The organism is Bradyrhizobium shewense, from assembly GCF_900094605.1.
GTDB classification, from domain to species: Bacteria; Pseudomonadota; Alphaproteobacteria; order Rhizobiales; family Xanthobacteraceae; genus Bradyrhizobium; species Bradyrhizobium shewense.
The window spans coordinates 45380-58734 of sequence record NZ_FMAI01000020.1 but is presented as its reverse complement, the minus strand read 5'-3'; the positions used below and the strand labels follow the sequence as shown (position 1 = coordinate 58734).

The window sequence follows — 13355 nt, the reverse complement described above, 5'->3', positions numbered from 1 at the left end:
AAGGCCGACCTCATATCTTAGGCGATATATATCTTAGTCACTAAGAGATTTAGCGACCGTAATTCCTCCTAGCACCACGGAAACGTCGGGAGCAAGCATGTCCTATCGACCCCGCAAGGCCCTGATCATCGGTGCCGGCATTGCCGGACCCGTGGCCGCGATCCTGCTGCGCCGCGCCGGCATCGAGTCCGCGATCTACGAGGCCTGGCCCTATTCCAAGGGCATCGGCGGCGGCCTGCAGATCGCGCCGAACGGCATGCATGTGATGGACGAGATCGGGCTGGCGAATGAGTTGATCAGCCGCGGCTCGGTCGCAGAATCCTTCGACTTCTATTCGCAAGGCGGCGCGAGGCTCGGTTCGATCAACCGCGACATGGAACGGCGCTTCGGCCAGCCTGCGGTGAACGTCTGCCGCGCCACGCTGAACGAGATCCTGGTCGACAAGGCCTGGTGCGCCTGCGTTTCGCTCTATTTCGAGAAGCGCCTGATCAAGGTCGAGGACCGCGGCGACCAGCCGATCATCGCCTATTTCGCCGACGGCACCACGGCCGAGGGCGACTTCCTGATCGGCGCCGACGGCGTGCACTCGATCACACGTCGGCAGGTGGTGCCGGACGGACCGCAGCCGTTCAACACCGGACTGATCGGCTTTGGCGGCTTCGTGCCGCACGCCGTGCTCGACGGCAGATCGATCGGCCGGCACGTCGAGACCACCTTCGGCCAGAGCGGCTTCTTCGGCTATGGTTATTGCAGCCCCGATCCGACGGACGGCGTGATGTGGTGGAGCACGCAGCCCGCGCACGGCATGGACGCGGCGATGTTTCGCGCGCTCGACCCGTCGACGCTGAAGCAGCATTTGCGCGGCTTCCACCGCGGCTGGCACGATCCGATCCCTGATATCATCGAGGCCGCCGAGAACATCGTGGTCACCGACACGCTCGACGTCGCGACCCTGCCGACCTGGTCGCGCAAGCGCTCGCTGCTGATCGGCGATGCCGCGCATGCGACCAGCCCCCATGCCGGCCAGGGCGCCTCGCTGGCGCTCGAAGACGCGATGCGGCTTGCGCGCCTGATGCAGGAGGGCCAGGAGCTCGGCGCCACCTTTAGGGCATTCGAGGCGGAGCGCCGCCCGCGCACCGAGAAGATCGTCGCTATGGCGCGCCGCAACGGCAACAGCAAGCGCGAATTCAGCGCCACCGGCGCATGGGTTCGCAATCAGATGCTGAAATGGCTGCTGCCGCTGGGATCGAAAAGCATGGAGTTCATGTACGCGTATGACGCGAGGGCGGTGTAGCGGCACGAACGCTGCCGTAGGGTGGGCAAAGCGCAGCGTGCCCACCATCTCTCTCCAATCGGGACAATGGTGGGCACGGCGCGTTGCGCCTTTGCCCACCCTACGGCACCGAGCTAGCTCTCAACTGTGAACGTCAGCCCGGCATGATCCTGCAGCCGCTTGATCAGCTTGTGCTGCATCGCTGCGCCCGGGGTCCAGAAGCCGGCCGGAACGTCCGCGGCGTCGCGGAGCAGGCAGATCGCGCATTCGGAAATCATCTTCGAGGTCGAGCCGTAGCCGGGATCGCGGTCGCCGGTGACGCCGGCGCGGACCTGGCGGCCGTCCGGCGCGATCGCAACATACAGCAGATTGAACAGACCGTTCTCGCGCTCTTCCTTCGACGGCCCCTCGCCCGGCTTCGGCGCATTCGGGCCGGTCTTCTCGGCATTGACCGCCATCACGCGCTTCGCGTTGGCCTCGCCCTTCTCGCCGGGACCGGTCAGGACCATCTCGTCGTAGACGAACTCGCGGCCGTAGGGAAAGCCCATCAGCATGTTGGAACGATGGACGTTGCGCGTGTTGATCAGCGCCATCATGAACGGCGCGGCCCAGGATTGCAGATCCTCCTCGTAAGCCGCTCTGTTGCCTTTCGGCTGCTTCGGACCGGTAAATCCGGGCGTCAATGCAAAATGGTCGTTGAGGATGGCGACCAGGCTGAGATCCTTGGCGACGGCATCGAAGGTCGCTTTCGCGCTCGCTGCGGTACCGCCGGACAGCGTGCCGCGCATGTCGCGCACGCGGCCCTTGACGCGCGCGGCCGGCGCGCCGAACACGCGCCTGGCCTCTTCCTGCACGAAGAACGTGCCAAGCTCGAACGGCACGGAATCATAGCCGCAGGAAAACACGATGCGCGCGCCGCTCGCCTTGGCCGCCGCATCGTACTTGTCGATCATCTGGCGCATCCAGACCGGCTCGCCGCAGAGATCGAAATAGTCTGTGCCCGCAGCGATGCAGGCAGCGAGCAGCTCTTCACCGTAGAATTGGTACGGTCCGACCGTCGTGATGACCGATCTGGTCTGCGCCACCATCGCCTTCAGCGAGGCAGCGTCCGACGCATCCGCCACGATCAGCGGCGTATCCGCGGGCGCACCGATGGCGTCGCGCACCGATTTGAGCTTGTCGAGGCTACGGCCTGCCATCGCCCATGTCAGCGCCTTGTCGTCCTTGTAATTCGCCGCCAGATACTCGGCGACGAGCTGGCCGGTGAAACCGGTCGCGCCGTAGACGACGATGTCGAATTTCGCAGAGCTCATGACTGGCCTTTACTTCTTCGCGTAACTCACGCCCATGCCGGCACGGACGTCGCTTTGAATGCCATAGGGCGGGATCGGATAGCGCAGGCCGTTCTTGGCCAGCGCCTTCATGCCTTCAATTGCCTTGGCGAGATGCGACGGCTTCAAGGCCATCAGCATCTCCTCGTCCGGCACGCCGCCATAGCGCCGTTCGGCATAGCATGGCAAGGACAGGCTGGGCTCCCCGGTCTTGAGCGCCCGCCCCCAGGAATCCGCGCAAGCCGTCTCGCCGACGACGCCCCATTCGAACTTCTTGTAGCCGGTATATTGCAGCCCGTTGATCAGGATGATCATCTGCCCGGGCGTCGCATAGACCAGGCAGATGTCGGGCGGATCGAGCCGGCCGCTGGCGAGCAGACTGACGGCGAGCGCCTGATATTGTCCGAACGGAACCACGTCCAGCGCCTCCTGGCGCTTGCGCGCGTCGTCCGCGGTGCCGTGCCAGACCCCGACATAATTTTCGCCGGCGAGCCATTTCTCGTCCTGGGGGCTGAGCCCGATCACCGCGCGGCATTGCGCGCCGACAAGGTCGTCGGCAGTGATCCCGACGGTCCAGCCCAGACGCGAAGCCATGCTGACGATCTGGTCGGTGGTGTGGATCGCATTCGGCCGCCGGATTTTCGGGATCGCCTCCATCTCTGCCGCTTGCGCGAACAGCTTCATGCCGATCACATTCGTCTTCAGCCGCAGCAGACTGTTGAGATCGGCGACGAGGCCGCCAAGATCGATGCTGTCTGCACTCTGCTGTTGCATGGCTTCCTCCGGCCCGGCGATCGTGCGCCGGCGCTGTGTTCTTATTTTGCAGCTCTCGTTCTAGTCCTTGCCCGGTCCCGGAAGCAACTCGCCGGTCCGGCCCATCAGACGGTAGGCCAAAAGGCCGATCCACTCGCGCACTGCAACTTCGGTTCGGCCCAGCCCGTCCGCGCCCATATTGGTGAAGGAGAAAAGATCCTCACGCCCGCCCATCCGCCAGTCCACGGGATAGGCCTCGACGTCAAATCCGGCCTTGCGGAAGATCCCCATCGAGCGCGGCATGTGGAAGGCCGATGTCACCAGAAGCCAGCGCTCGCCCGGCTTCGGCGTTACCAGCTCATTCGTGAAGATCGCATTCTCCCAGGTGTTGCGGGAATTGCGCTCGAGGATCAGGCGCTGCTTCGGTATGCCGAGATTTTCCAGGATCGGCGCGGAATAGTCGGCCTCCCTGGCGTCGGTCGCGACCAGGTTCGCGGTCCCCCCGGTAAAGATGATGCGCGCATTCGGATAGCGGCGCGCGAGCTCGGCCGGCGCAAACAGACGATCGGCTGCGTGCGCGACCACGGGCGTGCGATGCGCCGCCGACAGATCGGTGTCGACCGAGCCGCCGAGCACGATGATGCCGTCGGGCGCGCCGCGTGCGGGGTCCCACGCCGGAAACCGCGACTCCAGCGGATAGATCAGGAGATTGCCGAGCGGCGAGAACGCCGCCAGCGCCAGCAGCACCAGCGTGGTCACCGAAAGCTTGCGGCCGAACGCGGCAAAGCGCGTCGCCATCAGCACCAGCGACAGGATTCCGAGCTCGACCATGAAGTTGATCGGCAGCAGCGCGGTGCCAAGCGTCTTGGAAAGGACGAAAAACAGGGGAGCCTCGCTGGAATGAACTGGCCGGTCCGCGCGGGGCTTGACCTGCCCGGCGATCTTCAGAAATCTTCTTGAAAGAGGATCGATCGCCGGGTCAAGCCCGGCCTGATGAAAGCGACCGGACGCGGCAAATGACCCATCACCACCTGCATTCCAGCTCCAAAACCTGCCATTGGGGCTTCTTCGAAGCCGCGCTCAAGCCCGTGCTGACGATCAAAAGCGGCGACGAGGTGACGGTCGACACCATCAGCGGCGGCCCCGACATGCTGCCCGACCGCGACAAGTTTCACATTCCCCCCGAGATGTTCGAGGTTCACGCCAACAACGAGCGCATGCTGCCCGGCCACATCCTCACCGGCCCGATCGCGGTCGAAGGCGCCGAGCCCGGCGACGTGCTCGCCGTCGAGATCCTCGACGTCCAGCTCCGGCAGGACTGGGGCTGGAACATGATCAAGCCGCTGTCCGGCACCCTGCCCGACGATTTCCACGAGACCCGCATCCTGAACATCCCGCTCGACCGGGCGCGGATGGTCGGCCGCATGCCGTGGGGCCTCGACCTGCCGCTCAAGCCGTTTTTCGGCGTGATGGGCGTGTCGCCGCCCCCTGGCTGGGGCCGTATCTCCTCGCTGATCCCGCGCGCGATGGGCGGCAATCTCGACAACAAGGAGCTCGGCGCCGGGGCGACGCTCTATTTACCGGTGTTCGTGCCGGGCGCGATGTTCTCCTGCGGCGACGGCCACGGCGTGCAGGGCGACGGCGAGGTCTGCGTCACCGCGATCGAGACGGCGCTGCAGGGCCGCTTCCGCCTGACGCTGCGCAAGGACCTGAAGTTCGACTATCCACGCGCCGAGACGGCGACCCACTACATGACCATGGCGATGGATCCCGACCTCGACCAGTGCGTCGTGCGCGCGCTGCGGGACATGATCGCGCTGCTCGGCGAGCGGCGAAACCTGTCGCGCGAGGATGCCTACACGCTGTGCAGCCTGGCCGCCGATCTCAGGGTGACCCAGACCGTCAACGGCGCCAAGGGCATCCATTGCATGATCGAAAAGGCGATCGTGCACGGCTGAGCCGGCCGCCCTTCCCCGACCTGTCGACGCCACGCCGCCGCCCGATGTTTCGCGCGGCGCGCCCGGCCATGCCGAACTTCTCCAGCGATTCCAACGAGCTGATGCACCGGCCGAGCCGGGATTTGACTTCCACCCCCGAACCTAAATAGAGTCTTAATCGTTACTTTTATGTACCCGAGTAAGAGGCTAGCGTTCGGCCATGGCCACCGAAAAAGCCGAGACTGACCGTATTCCCGTAACCTTGGCGCTCTCGACCATCACCTACCTGGAGAAGCTGGTGAGACAGGGCACCCACGGCACCAGCGTTCCCGGCGTCGCACGTACCCTGATCGAGGAAGGCATCCGTCTCGCCATCAAGGACGGGCTTTTGTCGATTCGCGACAACGGCAGAACGTGAGCGCGCGCCGAACGTGAGGCGGACGGATCTCGGAAGGCGGATGGCCACATCTGCAACCTGGGACCGTGACACATGCCTGTTCTCTCACCAACGTCTTCACCGACCTGTTCTGCACCGACGTCTTCCTCAAGCACTTATTCCGCGACGACTTATTCCTCAAAAACCTGGACCGACGAGCGCATCGAACTTCTGAAGCGGCATTTCGAGGCCGGCCTCTCCTGCCGCGAGATCGCCGCCGACATCGGCGTCAGCCGCAACGCGGTGATCGGCAAGCTGTCCCGCCTCAATCTCACGCGCGGCCGCACCATCGACGAGCGCAAGGTTCAGGACAGGCCGGCGCGGGCGCCGAGAGCCGTGCCGCGGCTGCAATATGAGATGCTCGCCACGATCTATGGCGACACCGACGCACCCGTGGCCACAGGTCCGATCGACGACGCCAATCGCTGCTCGCTGATGGAGCTGGCCGAGAACCGCTGCCGTTGGCCGATCTCGACGCCGGGCGCCGAGGATTTCTGCTTCTGCGGCAATGCCGCGCCCGACGCTCAGCCCTATTGCGCCGGCCACAGCCGCCTCGCCTACCGGCCGAACTCACGCGCTCGCGTGATGCGCGGTTAGCATCTGTTTGACGCGTTTTCTTGACGCGAACCGGTATCCACTTCGCTCGAAAACGCTGTGCCTCCCAAAAACGAAAAACCTCCGGCGGGGCATCGCCGGAGGTTTCTGGAGGCTTAGCGTGAAGCTAAGAGCCGCAACTTTCGTATTTGGCTTGGAGATATATAGCTTAGTAACTCATGTAAGTAAATAAATCTGAGGCGATTGAATCGCATAGCTCGTCTTCGCCGTCTGCACGGACGGACGGATTGCGAAGATCTCCGCAAACAAAAAGCCCCGGCGGTCTCCCGCCGGGGCCCTGTCGCATCGAGGGACGTTAAGCTTACCAGTTGCGCTGGGCGCGCAGCAGCATGCTGTAGGTGTCCTGGTCCTTCAGCTCGTAGGTCGCCGCCGGCTTGGCGACGCCCGTCAGTGCGCCTGTCGTGATCATGCCCGAATACTTCTGGTCGAGATGGCTGTAGGTGAAGTCAGCCGAGAAGGTCAGGTTCTTCACCGGCGTCCAGCGGGTGATGACACCGACCTGCCCGATGTTGAAGTCCGGGTTGCAGGAGCCGGTCAGGGTGGCGAACGCCGCGCTGCCGCAGATCATGCTCTTCGCCGTGCCGCTGTAGTTGACCGCAGCCCACGCGCCGTAGAGCGCCGTGTTCCAGTACGGGCTCCAGTTGTGGGTGAAGGCACCCCGGAAGCCGTAGGTCTTGGTCAGCTCGAGCTGGCCGCCTGGTCCGAACACCGCGTCGGACACGCCGGCGAAGCCGATGCTCTGATAGGCGGCGTTCGAGCTGCCGAACATCGAGTAGCTGGTCGCGGCCAGCTCCTGGAAGTTGTAGCGGCTCGCGCCTTCGGTGTAGACGCCCGAGATGTTGATCACGTCGCCGGCGCCCGTCGGGATGTTCTTGATGCCCAACGCGAGCTGAACGGCCCAGCCCCATTTGTCTTCGGGATGACCGGTGGTTTCGGTCGCACCGTAATAGGCAACATGGTTGTCGTGCGCGGCGACCGACGCCTGGAACAGGCCCCAGGCCTGCTCGACGCGAACCATGGCGACGAGATCGGGCGCGCGGGTGCCGCCGAGGTCGTTCGAGCCGTACGCACCGCCGAGAACGCCGGTGGTGGACATGCCGGCCGTGTTCCAGACGTTGGTCTGGAACACCTGCGTCTGGTCCTGCGCCGAGAATGCAGCCGTGATGCCCTGACCGAAATCGGCGGTGTAGGTGAACTGGGTCACGCCGTTGGTGGTGCCGCTGCCGCCGACGAGCTGGTCGAAATTGTTGCCGGGATAGTTGATCCAGGGCGCGTCGAACTGCGACACGGCCTTACCCATGGTGAAGCCGGCGAACTGGATGAAGGCGTAATAGACGCCGAGCGCACCGCCCGAGGTGTTGCCGTCGGTGCCGTTGATGTTGCCGCCGCTCGAGCCGGTGAGGCCGGTGCCGGCCGCGTTGAGGCCGATCGTGCCGCTGTACTGGGTCGCACCCGTGCCCGAACCGGTCCCGCCATAGCTGCCGGTCGTCCAGGTGAAGACCGCGTCGAAATAGGTGCGGACCACGCCGTACTCGGTCGCGGTGCGCGTATCGATGTTGAGGTCTTCACGAGCGCGCATCGAGTAGTAATTGGTGAGGCGGTTGTTGGCCGCGAACACGCCGTTGTACTGGGCGCTGTAATTGCCGCCGGCGTTGAGCGCCACTTCGGCACGCACATAGCCGCCCAGCTTGATGCAGGTGTCGCTGCCCGGGATGTAGTAGAAGCCCGCGCCGTACAGCGTGCAGATCTTGACGTACTCGACTGCCTTGGCCTTGACCGGAAGATCGGCCGCCTGGGCTCCACCGACGGCGATCAGGCCCGCCGCAGTGCCGAGCAAAAGGCTCTTCACCACTTTCATCTTAAAACCTCCAAGTTGCTCATTTTACGGAGACCGGACCGTGTGGCCCCCCAAGATTCCCGTCTCTATCAATCCGCTCGGCCGCTTTCGCACACACCCGCTTCGACGCGAGCAACGTGAGCGAACCACCTGCAACGGGACGATCGAGACCCCCCACCGTCAGGAACCAATATGCCTGCGTCATTCGCTAATCAAAATACTTTATTAAGTCATCTTTCCGGTTTTCGCTAAACCTGTGCCCCGCGCGCAACACCGGCGCCGGGCCAATCGCTGAGCTGATCATCTTTGTAGTTTTAGTGACGAAATTACCCTGCCCTGCACTTGCGTCAGAGCAGGCTTGCGTGGACTATGGCCCTCCACGAACACCGGCCTGAACAATCGGTTCACGGGAGTGACGCTGTGTCCGCGACGAGGAAAGAAGGAGCGCGCCTGCGCTCGATCGGCAATCTGGATATCATCAGGCGCTTCACCTGGGAGATATCGTCGATCAACATGTATCTGGAGGAGCTGCGTCAGTTCTGGGCGAAGACGCTCGGCATCAGCGGTCCGCAATGGCTGATCCTGATGGCCATCTCCGACCTCGACAAGGACGACGGCATTCCGGTCAACGTGGTCTCCAAGCTCCTCCACGTCGATCCGTCCTTCGTCACCACCCAGTCCAAGCTGCTCGAAAAGAAGGGCCTGCTCCGCCGTCGCCCCTCGCCGACCGACGCCAGGGTGGTCCGGCTGTCCCTGACCGACAAGACCCAGAAGCACATCGCAAGCCTCAACGAGCAGTACAAGACGATCCGCGAATTCGTCTTCCAGGAGTTCGACGAGAACGAATTGACGGAATTCACCGGCAAGCTGGCGACGCTGAAGAACCGCCTCCAGAAAGCCTGCGTCCGGATCTCGCTCGACTTTTGAAGCGTTGGTGCGGTGCTCAGATCCGCCGCGCGGCAGTGCCGAGCCGAGATTCGAGCCAGTCGAAGATGTATTCGTTGGCAAGGCTCGGATTGTCCGCATGGGCCTGCGCCGCGCCGGTCTCCGCCGCGGTGAACACCTTCAGCATGACATCCGAGGTGGCGAGCCGGGAGCTCTCGACGATCTGACGCGCCCGGTCGGCCTTGAGCCAGCCGTCCTCGCCGAGCGTGATCAGCACCGGGCAGTCCGCGCTGGAGGCCATCAGCGGCGCATGCGGCACCGGCACGATGCTGACGTCGCTCATCGCGAATCGGCTGGCAAAGAAGGCCCGCTCGTGCAGGTCCCACAGGCCGCCGTCGCAGACGGCGGCGGCGAGCCGCGGCTCCTGCAACACCGCGCGCGCCACGAAGGACGAGCCCCAGCCGTCGGCGATGATCCCGACCCGGGCGAAATCGATGTCGCCGCGCGTCTCCAGATAGTCCATCACGCCGGGAATCGCGCTCTCGAGATCCCGCCGCCGCAACAGCGCGTCGAGATAGTCGTCGCGCTGGTCGCCGAGCAGGTCGAGCGCCAGCATCGAGAATCCACGCTCGCGCGCATGCGGCACGAGCTTGAACAGGAATTCCTCCTTGCGATGGCCGGGCTCGCCGATGCAGATCACGGTCGGAGCCCGTCCGCTTCCCGACGGCGCGGGAAGGAAATAGCCCTGCAACGCATGTCCGTCGAGCCAGGGGATCGTCACGACTTCGCCGGCGGGCCCGCGCGCCGCGAGGTAGCGGCGGGCGCATTCCTGCATCGCAAGCACGGCAACCCAGCGGCGCTCGTCGGTCGGATCGAGCGGCATCGCCGCCGCACCATAGTAGTTCATGGCGCGCAGCCAGTTACGCTGCGCGCTCGCCATGTGGCCTTCCGCGAACGCGGCCTCGGCGCGCTGCCGATTGGCCTGCGCCAGCTTCTTCCACTCGCGATGCCAGGACCGGTCGTCACCGCGCTTCAACTGCCGCGCGATCATCAGGCATTCGGCGATCGTGGCGCCGCCCTCCTGGGCCGCGGTCAAGAGCCGCGTAAATTCAGCGGAGATGTCCTCCCTCTCCGGGCAAAGGATCCAGTCGTCGGAGAGGCATGCGGGAATCATCGGAGCTACGCTCTATCATCGCGTTATCCCTGATTGAGTAGACTATTTCAGTTGACCGACCAAGCAGCCGTGCACCGAATGAGAGCCGTTCGAGATCACCATCGCTTGAACGAAACGGTCCCCTCGCATGCGTGACATTCCAATTGGTCATAAGGCGATAAACACTGGCAGGAGGTGGCACGTACAATTACCTGCGCGCCTCTTGCCATGATGATTATCATACCTATATCGGCGCGCCGATCAGCCCCCCTCAACCGAGCCGCCAGCCGACCTCCTGCGTAAAGCTTTCGTAGAAGGCGCGGTCGTAGGCCTGCTCCGGCGTGGCGCGCACGCGTTCGTCGAGTCGCCCAGCGTCCTCGCCGACGAGGATGCGCCAGCGCTCCGCCTTGACCCCGTCGAGGATGATCTTCGCGGCTTGCGCAGCCGTGGTCGGCGCATCCTCCAGAAAGCTGCGGGCGCGCTCGGCGAACGCCGCCTGGATGTCCTCGTCCGACATCTTGTCGGCATCCGGCACGCCGGCCGCGACCATGCGCTTGCGGGTCAGCGCGACCTCGTCGGCATTGAGCCGCTCCGATCCGTCGGCGCTCTGCACCTTGCGCGAGTTGGAGACGATCGAGGTGCCGATGTGGCCGGGCATCACCACCGAGCATTTGACGTGCGGCGCGTGCAGGCGGAGGTCGTTGATCAGCGCTTCGGTAAATCCCTTCACCGCGAACTTGGCCGAGCTGTAGGCGGTGTGCGCCTGGCCCATGCCGATCGAGGCCCAGAAGCCGTTGACACTCGCGGTGTTGACGATGTGGGCCTCGTCCGCCGCGACCAGCATCGGCAGGAAAGTGCGCACGCCGAGATAGACGCCGCCCCAGCAGATGTTGAAGGTGCGCTCCCACTGCTCGCGCGTGTTGGTGAACAGGCTGCCGCCGCCACCGATGCCGGCATTGTTGAACAGCAGGTGGATCCTGTCCGTCTTCTGCTGCTCGGCGAGTTCATCGCGAAAGCGCTTCAGATGATCCTCGATCGAGACGTCGGCGACATGCGTCGTGACGCGCAGGCCCTGCGGCAGCTTCTCGATCTCGCAGAGCCGCTTGGTCTCCGCCATCGCCGCCTCGGAGACGTCGCACATCGCGACATTGCAGCCTTCGGCCACGAGTTGCCGCGCGAGCTCACGCCCCATTCCCGTGCCGCCGCCGGTGATGACTGCGATCTTTCCTGCGAAATCCTTCATGGGACTTTCGGCCCCTCCCTTGTCGGTATGTTTCTTCGTCATCGCACCCACTGGAGCGCGCACGAAATGTAGCAGCGCCGCATCCGCAAATGAAAGCGGATCGGCGAGGCAATCTTCGGCATCAGTTATTTCGGCGCGCGGATTATTGGCAGCCCTGGTGCAGTCGCTACGCGGTTGTTGCATGCGAGGCAGCCTCGCTTGCGGCACATCCTTCGACACGCCCGCCGTTGGCGGGCCCTCAGGGTGAGGCGCTTGCTCAATCGTCGCCGGAAGCACACGCGATAGCCCGGCCGTTGCGAGGGAGCGTCCGCGGCGCTGCCGCCACAGTCGGGCAAAATTGCCCGGTTCCCGTATTTCTCCGGCTTCGGTTTATGGGCAATTTTTTTACAATCCGAATCGTCAAATGGACTCCGGACGCTGGGTCGAGTCGGCCAGGCCAGCGTGTTGTTTGTGTGTCACAGGCTCTGGCACTCCGCTTGCATCCTCTTCGTGGTCTGAAACTACCGATGAGGTGACAGGAATGTTCGTGACCGTCGTTGCCGTGCTCTGCCGGCTGAGTGCAGCCAGCTCAGGCAGTTGCATCGAGGAAATCGTGACCGACAGCAACATGACGCCCGAGATGTCGATGATGCAATGTGCGATGGGCGCACAGGCGCCGTTGGCGAAATGGATGGGCGAGCATCCGATCTATCGCGCCAATTGGCGCCTGGATCGGTACAAATGCGTGCCCGGCCATTACGAGATCAAGGGCCACGCCTAAGGCCCGCAAAACTACCGATCCGAAGACGACGGATATGAGGAAACGCCCGGGGGCCGCTCGTCCCTTCGCGCGCACTGCCAGCGCCAAGCCCCAGCGAGGCGGCGCGCCCTGTGACCACGGTCACACGCTTCTCCCATCACGCCACCGCGCGCATGATGAGCGCCCGCGCTTTGCGTCCCTCCGGCGTCGGCATCAGCGCGTAATTGTGCGGCTGGTCACGCAGCAGATGCAGATCGACCGGCACGCCCACGGCCCTCGCCCGCTCGGCGAGATCGACGCTGTCGGGGTAAAGCAGATCGCGCGTCCCTGCGAAGATCGTCATCGGCGCGAGGAAACGGAAAGCGCCGTTGAGCGGGCTGACGAAGGGATGGCCGATATCGAGCTCGCCCGCGTAGAGCCGCCCCGCCTCGACGATCCCCGGAATGTCCTGGATCGGATCGCGCTTTGCGATCTCGATCTGCTCCGGACGGCTGACGGAGGCATCGGCCGCGGCCGAGATCAGCACCATCTGGTTCGGCTGCCGATGACCGCGATCGCGCAGCCATTGGCATGCGGCGAGCGCCAGGCCTGCGCCGGCCGAATTGCCGACGAGGGTGACTTTTGCCGGACCCGCATCCTCCAGCAGCATGCGCAACAGCTCGGCCGTCGCCGGCACGAGATCCTTCGCGGTGGCGCGCGGCGCCAGCGGATAGATCGGCACGACGCAGACGACGCGCGCCTTGCGCGTCATCTGGCCTATGAGGCGCCAATGCGCCGGCACGATCTCGTTGATGAAGCCGCCACCGTGCAGGAACATCACGAAATTGCAGCCCTCATGCCCCGACGACGGCGCGGTGTAATAGACCGGCCAGCCGCCCATCTTCGTCAGCGTCGCCTCGACACCACGACCAAGCCCCGTCGGCTCGAACGAGGCCGGCTGCAAGGCGAGCTTCTGCACATGCGCGTGCACCGCTTCGGCCGACGCGAGCTGCTGCTTGTAGGGCAACAGGGAAAGCAGCGCGTTGAAGCCGCGGCTCTGCAGGCTCGGCCCGGGCTCGGGGCTCCGTGGTGGGCACATGACAGGACAAAACTGCAGGGCCGACACGATCCTTGCGATGCTCATGGTCAGTTCTCCGCCTGGCTGGGCATCCAT

Annotated in this window: 13 protein-coding genes; 6 read left to right on the top strand and 7 right to left on the bottom strand. The window is 64.4% G+C overall.

The features are described 5' to 3' along the window. Positions 1–97 precede the first annotated feature (97 nt). Entirely contained in the window at positions 98–1294 is a 1197-nt protein-coding gene (locus GA0061098_RS30715; RefSeq protein WP_091965224.1) for an FAD-dependent monooxygenase, read from the top strand. A gap of 113 nt (positions 1295–1407) precedes the next feature. Here the strand turns inward: GA0061098_RS30715 and GA0061098_RS30710 are convergent, their stop codons facing one another. The 3 genes from GA0061098_RS30710 to GA0061098_RS30700 are packed head-to-tail and all read right to left on the bottom strand — an operon-like array spanning position 1408 to position 4188. Beyond that, complete coding sequence (locus GA0061098_RS30710) at positions 1408–2586, bottom strand: saccharopine dehydrogenase family protein (protein WP_091965222.1); 1179 nt, start codon at positions 2584–2586, stop codon at positions 1408–1410. A 9-nt stretch (positions 2587–2595) separates the two neighbouring features. Then, entirely contained in the window at positions 2596–3378 is a 783-nt protein-coding gene (locus GA0061098_RS30705) for a DUF169 domain-containing protein (protein ID WP_091965220.1), read from the bottom strand. A 60-nt stretch (positions 3379–3438) separates the two neighbouring features. Further along, complete coding sequence (locus GA0061098_RS30700) at positions 3439–4188, bottom strand: YdcF family protein (RefSeq protein WP_208610700.1); 750 nt, start codon at positions 4186–4188, stop codon at positions 3439–3441. Positions 4189–4373: 185 nt separating this feature from the next. Between GA0061098_RS30700 and GA0061098_RS30695 the strand changes: the two genes are divergently transcribed. From GA0061098_RS30695 to GA0061098_RS30685, 3 genes are all read left to right on the top strand, one after another. Beyond that, positions 4374–5315 (top strand): acetamidase/formamidase family protein, encoded by a 942-nt coding sequence (locus GA0061098_RS30695; protein ID WP_091965216.1) that lies wholly within the window; start codon positions 4374–4376, stop codon positions 5313–5315. Positions 5316–5514: 199 nt separating this feature from the next. Then, positions 5515–5712 (top strand): hypothetical protein, encoded by a 198-nt coding sequence (locus GA0061098_RS30690; protein WP_007603456.1) that lies wholly within the window; start codon positions 5515–5517, stop codon positions 5710–5712. 72 nt (positions 5713–5784) lie between these two features. Continuing rightward, positions 5785–6327 (top strand): GcrA family cell cycle regulator, encoded by a 543-nt coding sequence (locus GA0061098_RS30685; RefSeq protein ID WP_165637703.1) that lies wholly within the window; start codon positions 5785–5787, stop codon positions 6325–6327. 319 nt (positions 6328–6646) lie between these two features. Here the strand turns inward: GA0061098_RS30685 and GA0061098_RS30680 are convergent, their stop codons facing one another. After that, on the bottom strand, positions 6647–8203 hold the full coding sequence (locus GA0061098_RS30680) for a porin (protein ID WP_091965214.1): 1557 nt from the start codon (positions 8201–8203) through the stop codon (positions 6647–6649). A gap of 399 nt (positions 8204–8602) precedes the next feature. Here GA0061098_RS30680 and GA0061098_RS30675 point away from each other — a divergent pair, with 399 nt between their 5' ends. Then, a complete protein-coding gene (locus tag GA0061098_RS30675; RefSeq protein ID WP_026202299.1) occupies positions 8603–9109 on the top strand; it encodes a MarR family winged helix-turn-helix transcriptional regulator in 507 nt (168 codons plus the stop codon). A gap of 16 nt (positions 9110–9125) precedes the next feature. Here the strand turns inward: GA0061098_RS30675 and GA0061098_RS30670 are convergent, their stop codons facing one another. Together GA0061098_RS30670 and GA0061098_RS30665 are read right to left on the bottom strand one after the other, a co-directional pair. Further along, on the bottom strand, positions 9126–10241 hold the full coding sequence (locus GA0061098_RS30670) for an alpha/beta hydrolase family protein (protein ID WP_091965212.1): 1116 nt from the start codon (positions 10239–10241) through the stop codon (positions 9126–9128). A gap of 250 nt (positions 10242–10491) precedes the next feature. Then, positions 10492–11463, bottom strand: coding sequence for an SDR family NAD(P)-dependent oxidoreductase (locus GA0061098_RS30665; RefSeq protein WP_091965307.1), 972 nt, complete (start codon positions 11461–11463; stop codon positions 10492–10494). A 520-nt stretch (positions 11464–11983) separates the two neighbouring features. On the opposite strand from GA0061098_RS30665, the gene GA0061098_RS30660 reads away from it, so the two are divergent. Next, positions 11984–12223 (top strand): hypothetical protein, encoded by a 240-nt coding sequence (locus GA0061098_RS30660; RefSeq protein ID WP_091965210.1) that lies wholly within the window; start codon positions 11984–11986, stop codon positions 12221–12223. A gap of 136 nt (positions 12224–12359) precedes the next feature. On the opposite strand, the gene GA0061098_RS30655 is transcribed toward GA0061098_RS30660, so the two are convergent. Continuing rightward, positions 12360–13325 (bottom strand): alpha/beta fold hydrolase, encoded by a 966-nt coding sequence (locus tag GA0061098_RS30655; protein ID WP_165637702.1) that lies wholly within the window; start codon positions 13323–13325, stop codon positions 12360–12362. Between the last annotated feature and the right edge of the window lie 30 nt (positions 13326–13355).

Bases quoted from the DNA above. Each gene is read 5' to 3' on its own strand.
- GA0061098_RS30715 (WP_091965224.1), top strand. From the start codon at position 98: ATGTCCTATCGACCCCGCAAGGCCCTGATCATCGGTGCCGGCATTGCC.
- GA0061098_RS30710 (WP_091965222.1), bottom strand. From the start codon at position 2,586: ATGAGCTCTGCGAAATTCGACATCGTCGTCTACGGCGCGACCGGTTTC.
- GA0061098_RS30705 (WP_091965220.1), bottom strand. From the start codon at position 3,378: ATGCAACAGCAGAGTGCAGACAGCATCGATCTTGGCGGCCTCGTCGCC.
- GA0061098_RS30700 (WP_208610700.1), bottom strand. From the start codon at position 4,188: ATGGTCGAGCTCGGAATCCTGTCGCTGGTGCTGATGGCGACGCGCTTT.
- GA0061098_RS30695 (WP_091965216.1), top strand. From the start codon at position 4,374: ATGACCCATCACCACCTGCATTCCAGCTCCAAAACCTGCCATTGGGGC.
- GA0061098_RS30690 (WP_007603456.1), top strand. From the start codon at position 5,515: ATGGCCACCGAAAAAGCCGAGACTGACCGTATTCCCGTAACCTTGGCG.
- GA0061098_RS30685 (WP_165637703.1), top strand. From the start codon at position 5,785: ATGCCTGTTCTCTCACCAACGTCTTCACCGACCTGTTCTGCACCGACG.
- GA0061098_RS30680 (WP_091965214.1), bottom strand. From the start codon at position 8,203: ATGAAAGTGGTGAAGAGCCTTTTGCTCGGCACTGCGGCGGGCCTGATC.
- GA0061098_RS30670 (WP_091965212.1), bottom strand. From the start codon at position 10,241: ATGATTCCCGCATGCCTCTCCGACGACTGGATCCTTTGCCCGGAGAGG.
- GA0061098_RS30665 (WP_091965307.1), bottom strand. From the start codon at position 11,463: ATGAAGGATTTCGCAGGAAAGATCGCAGTCATCACCGGCGGCGGCACG.
- GA0061098_RS30660 (WP_091965210.1), top strand. From the start codon at position 11,984: ATGTTCGTGACCGTCGTTGCCGTGCTCTGCCGGCTGAGTGCAGCCAGC.
- GA0061098_RS30655 (WP_165637702.1), bottom strand. From the start codon at position 13,325: ATGAGCATCGCAAGGATCGTGTCGGCCCTGCAGTTTTGTCCTGTCATG.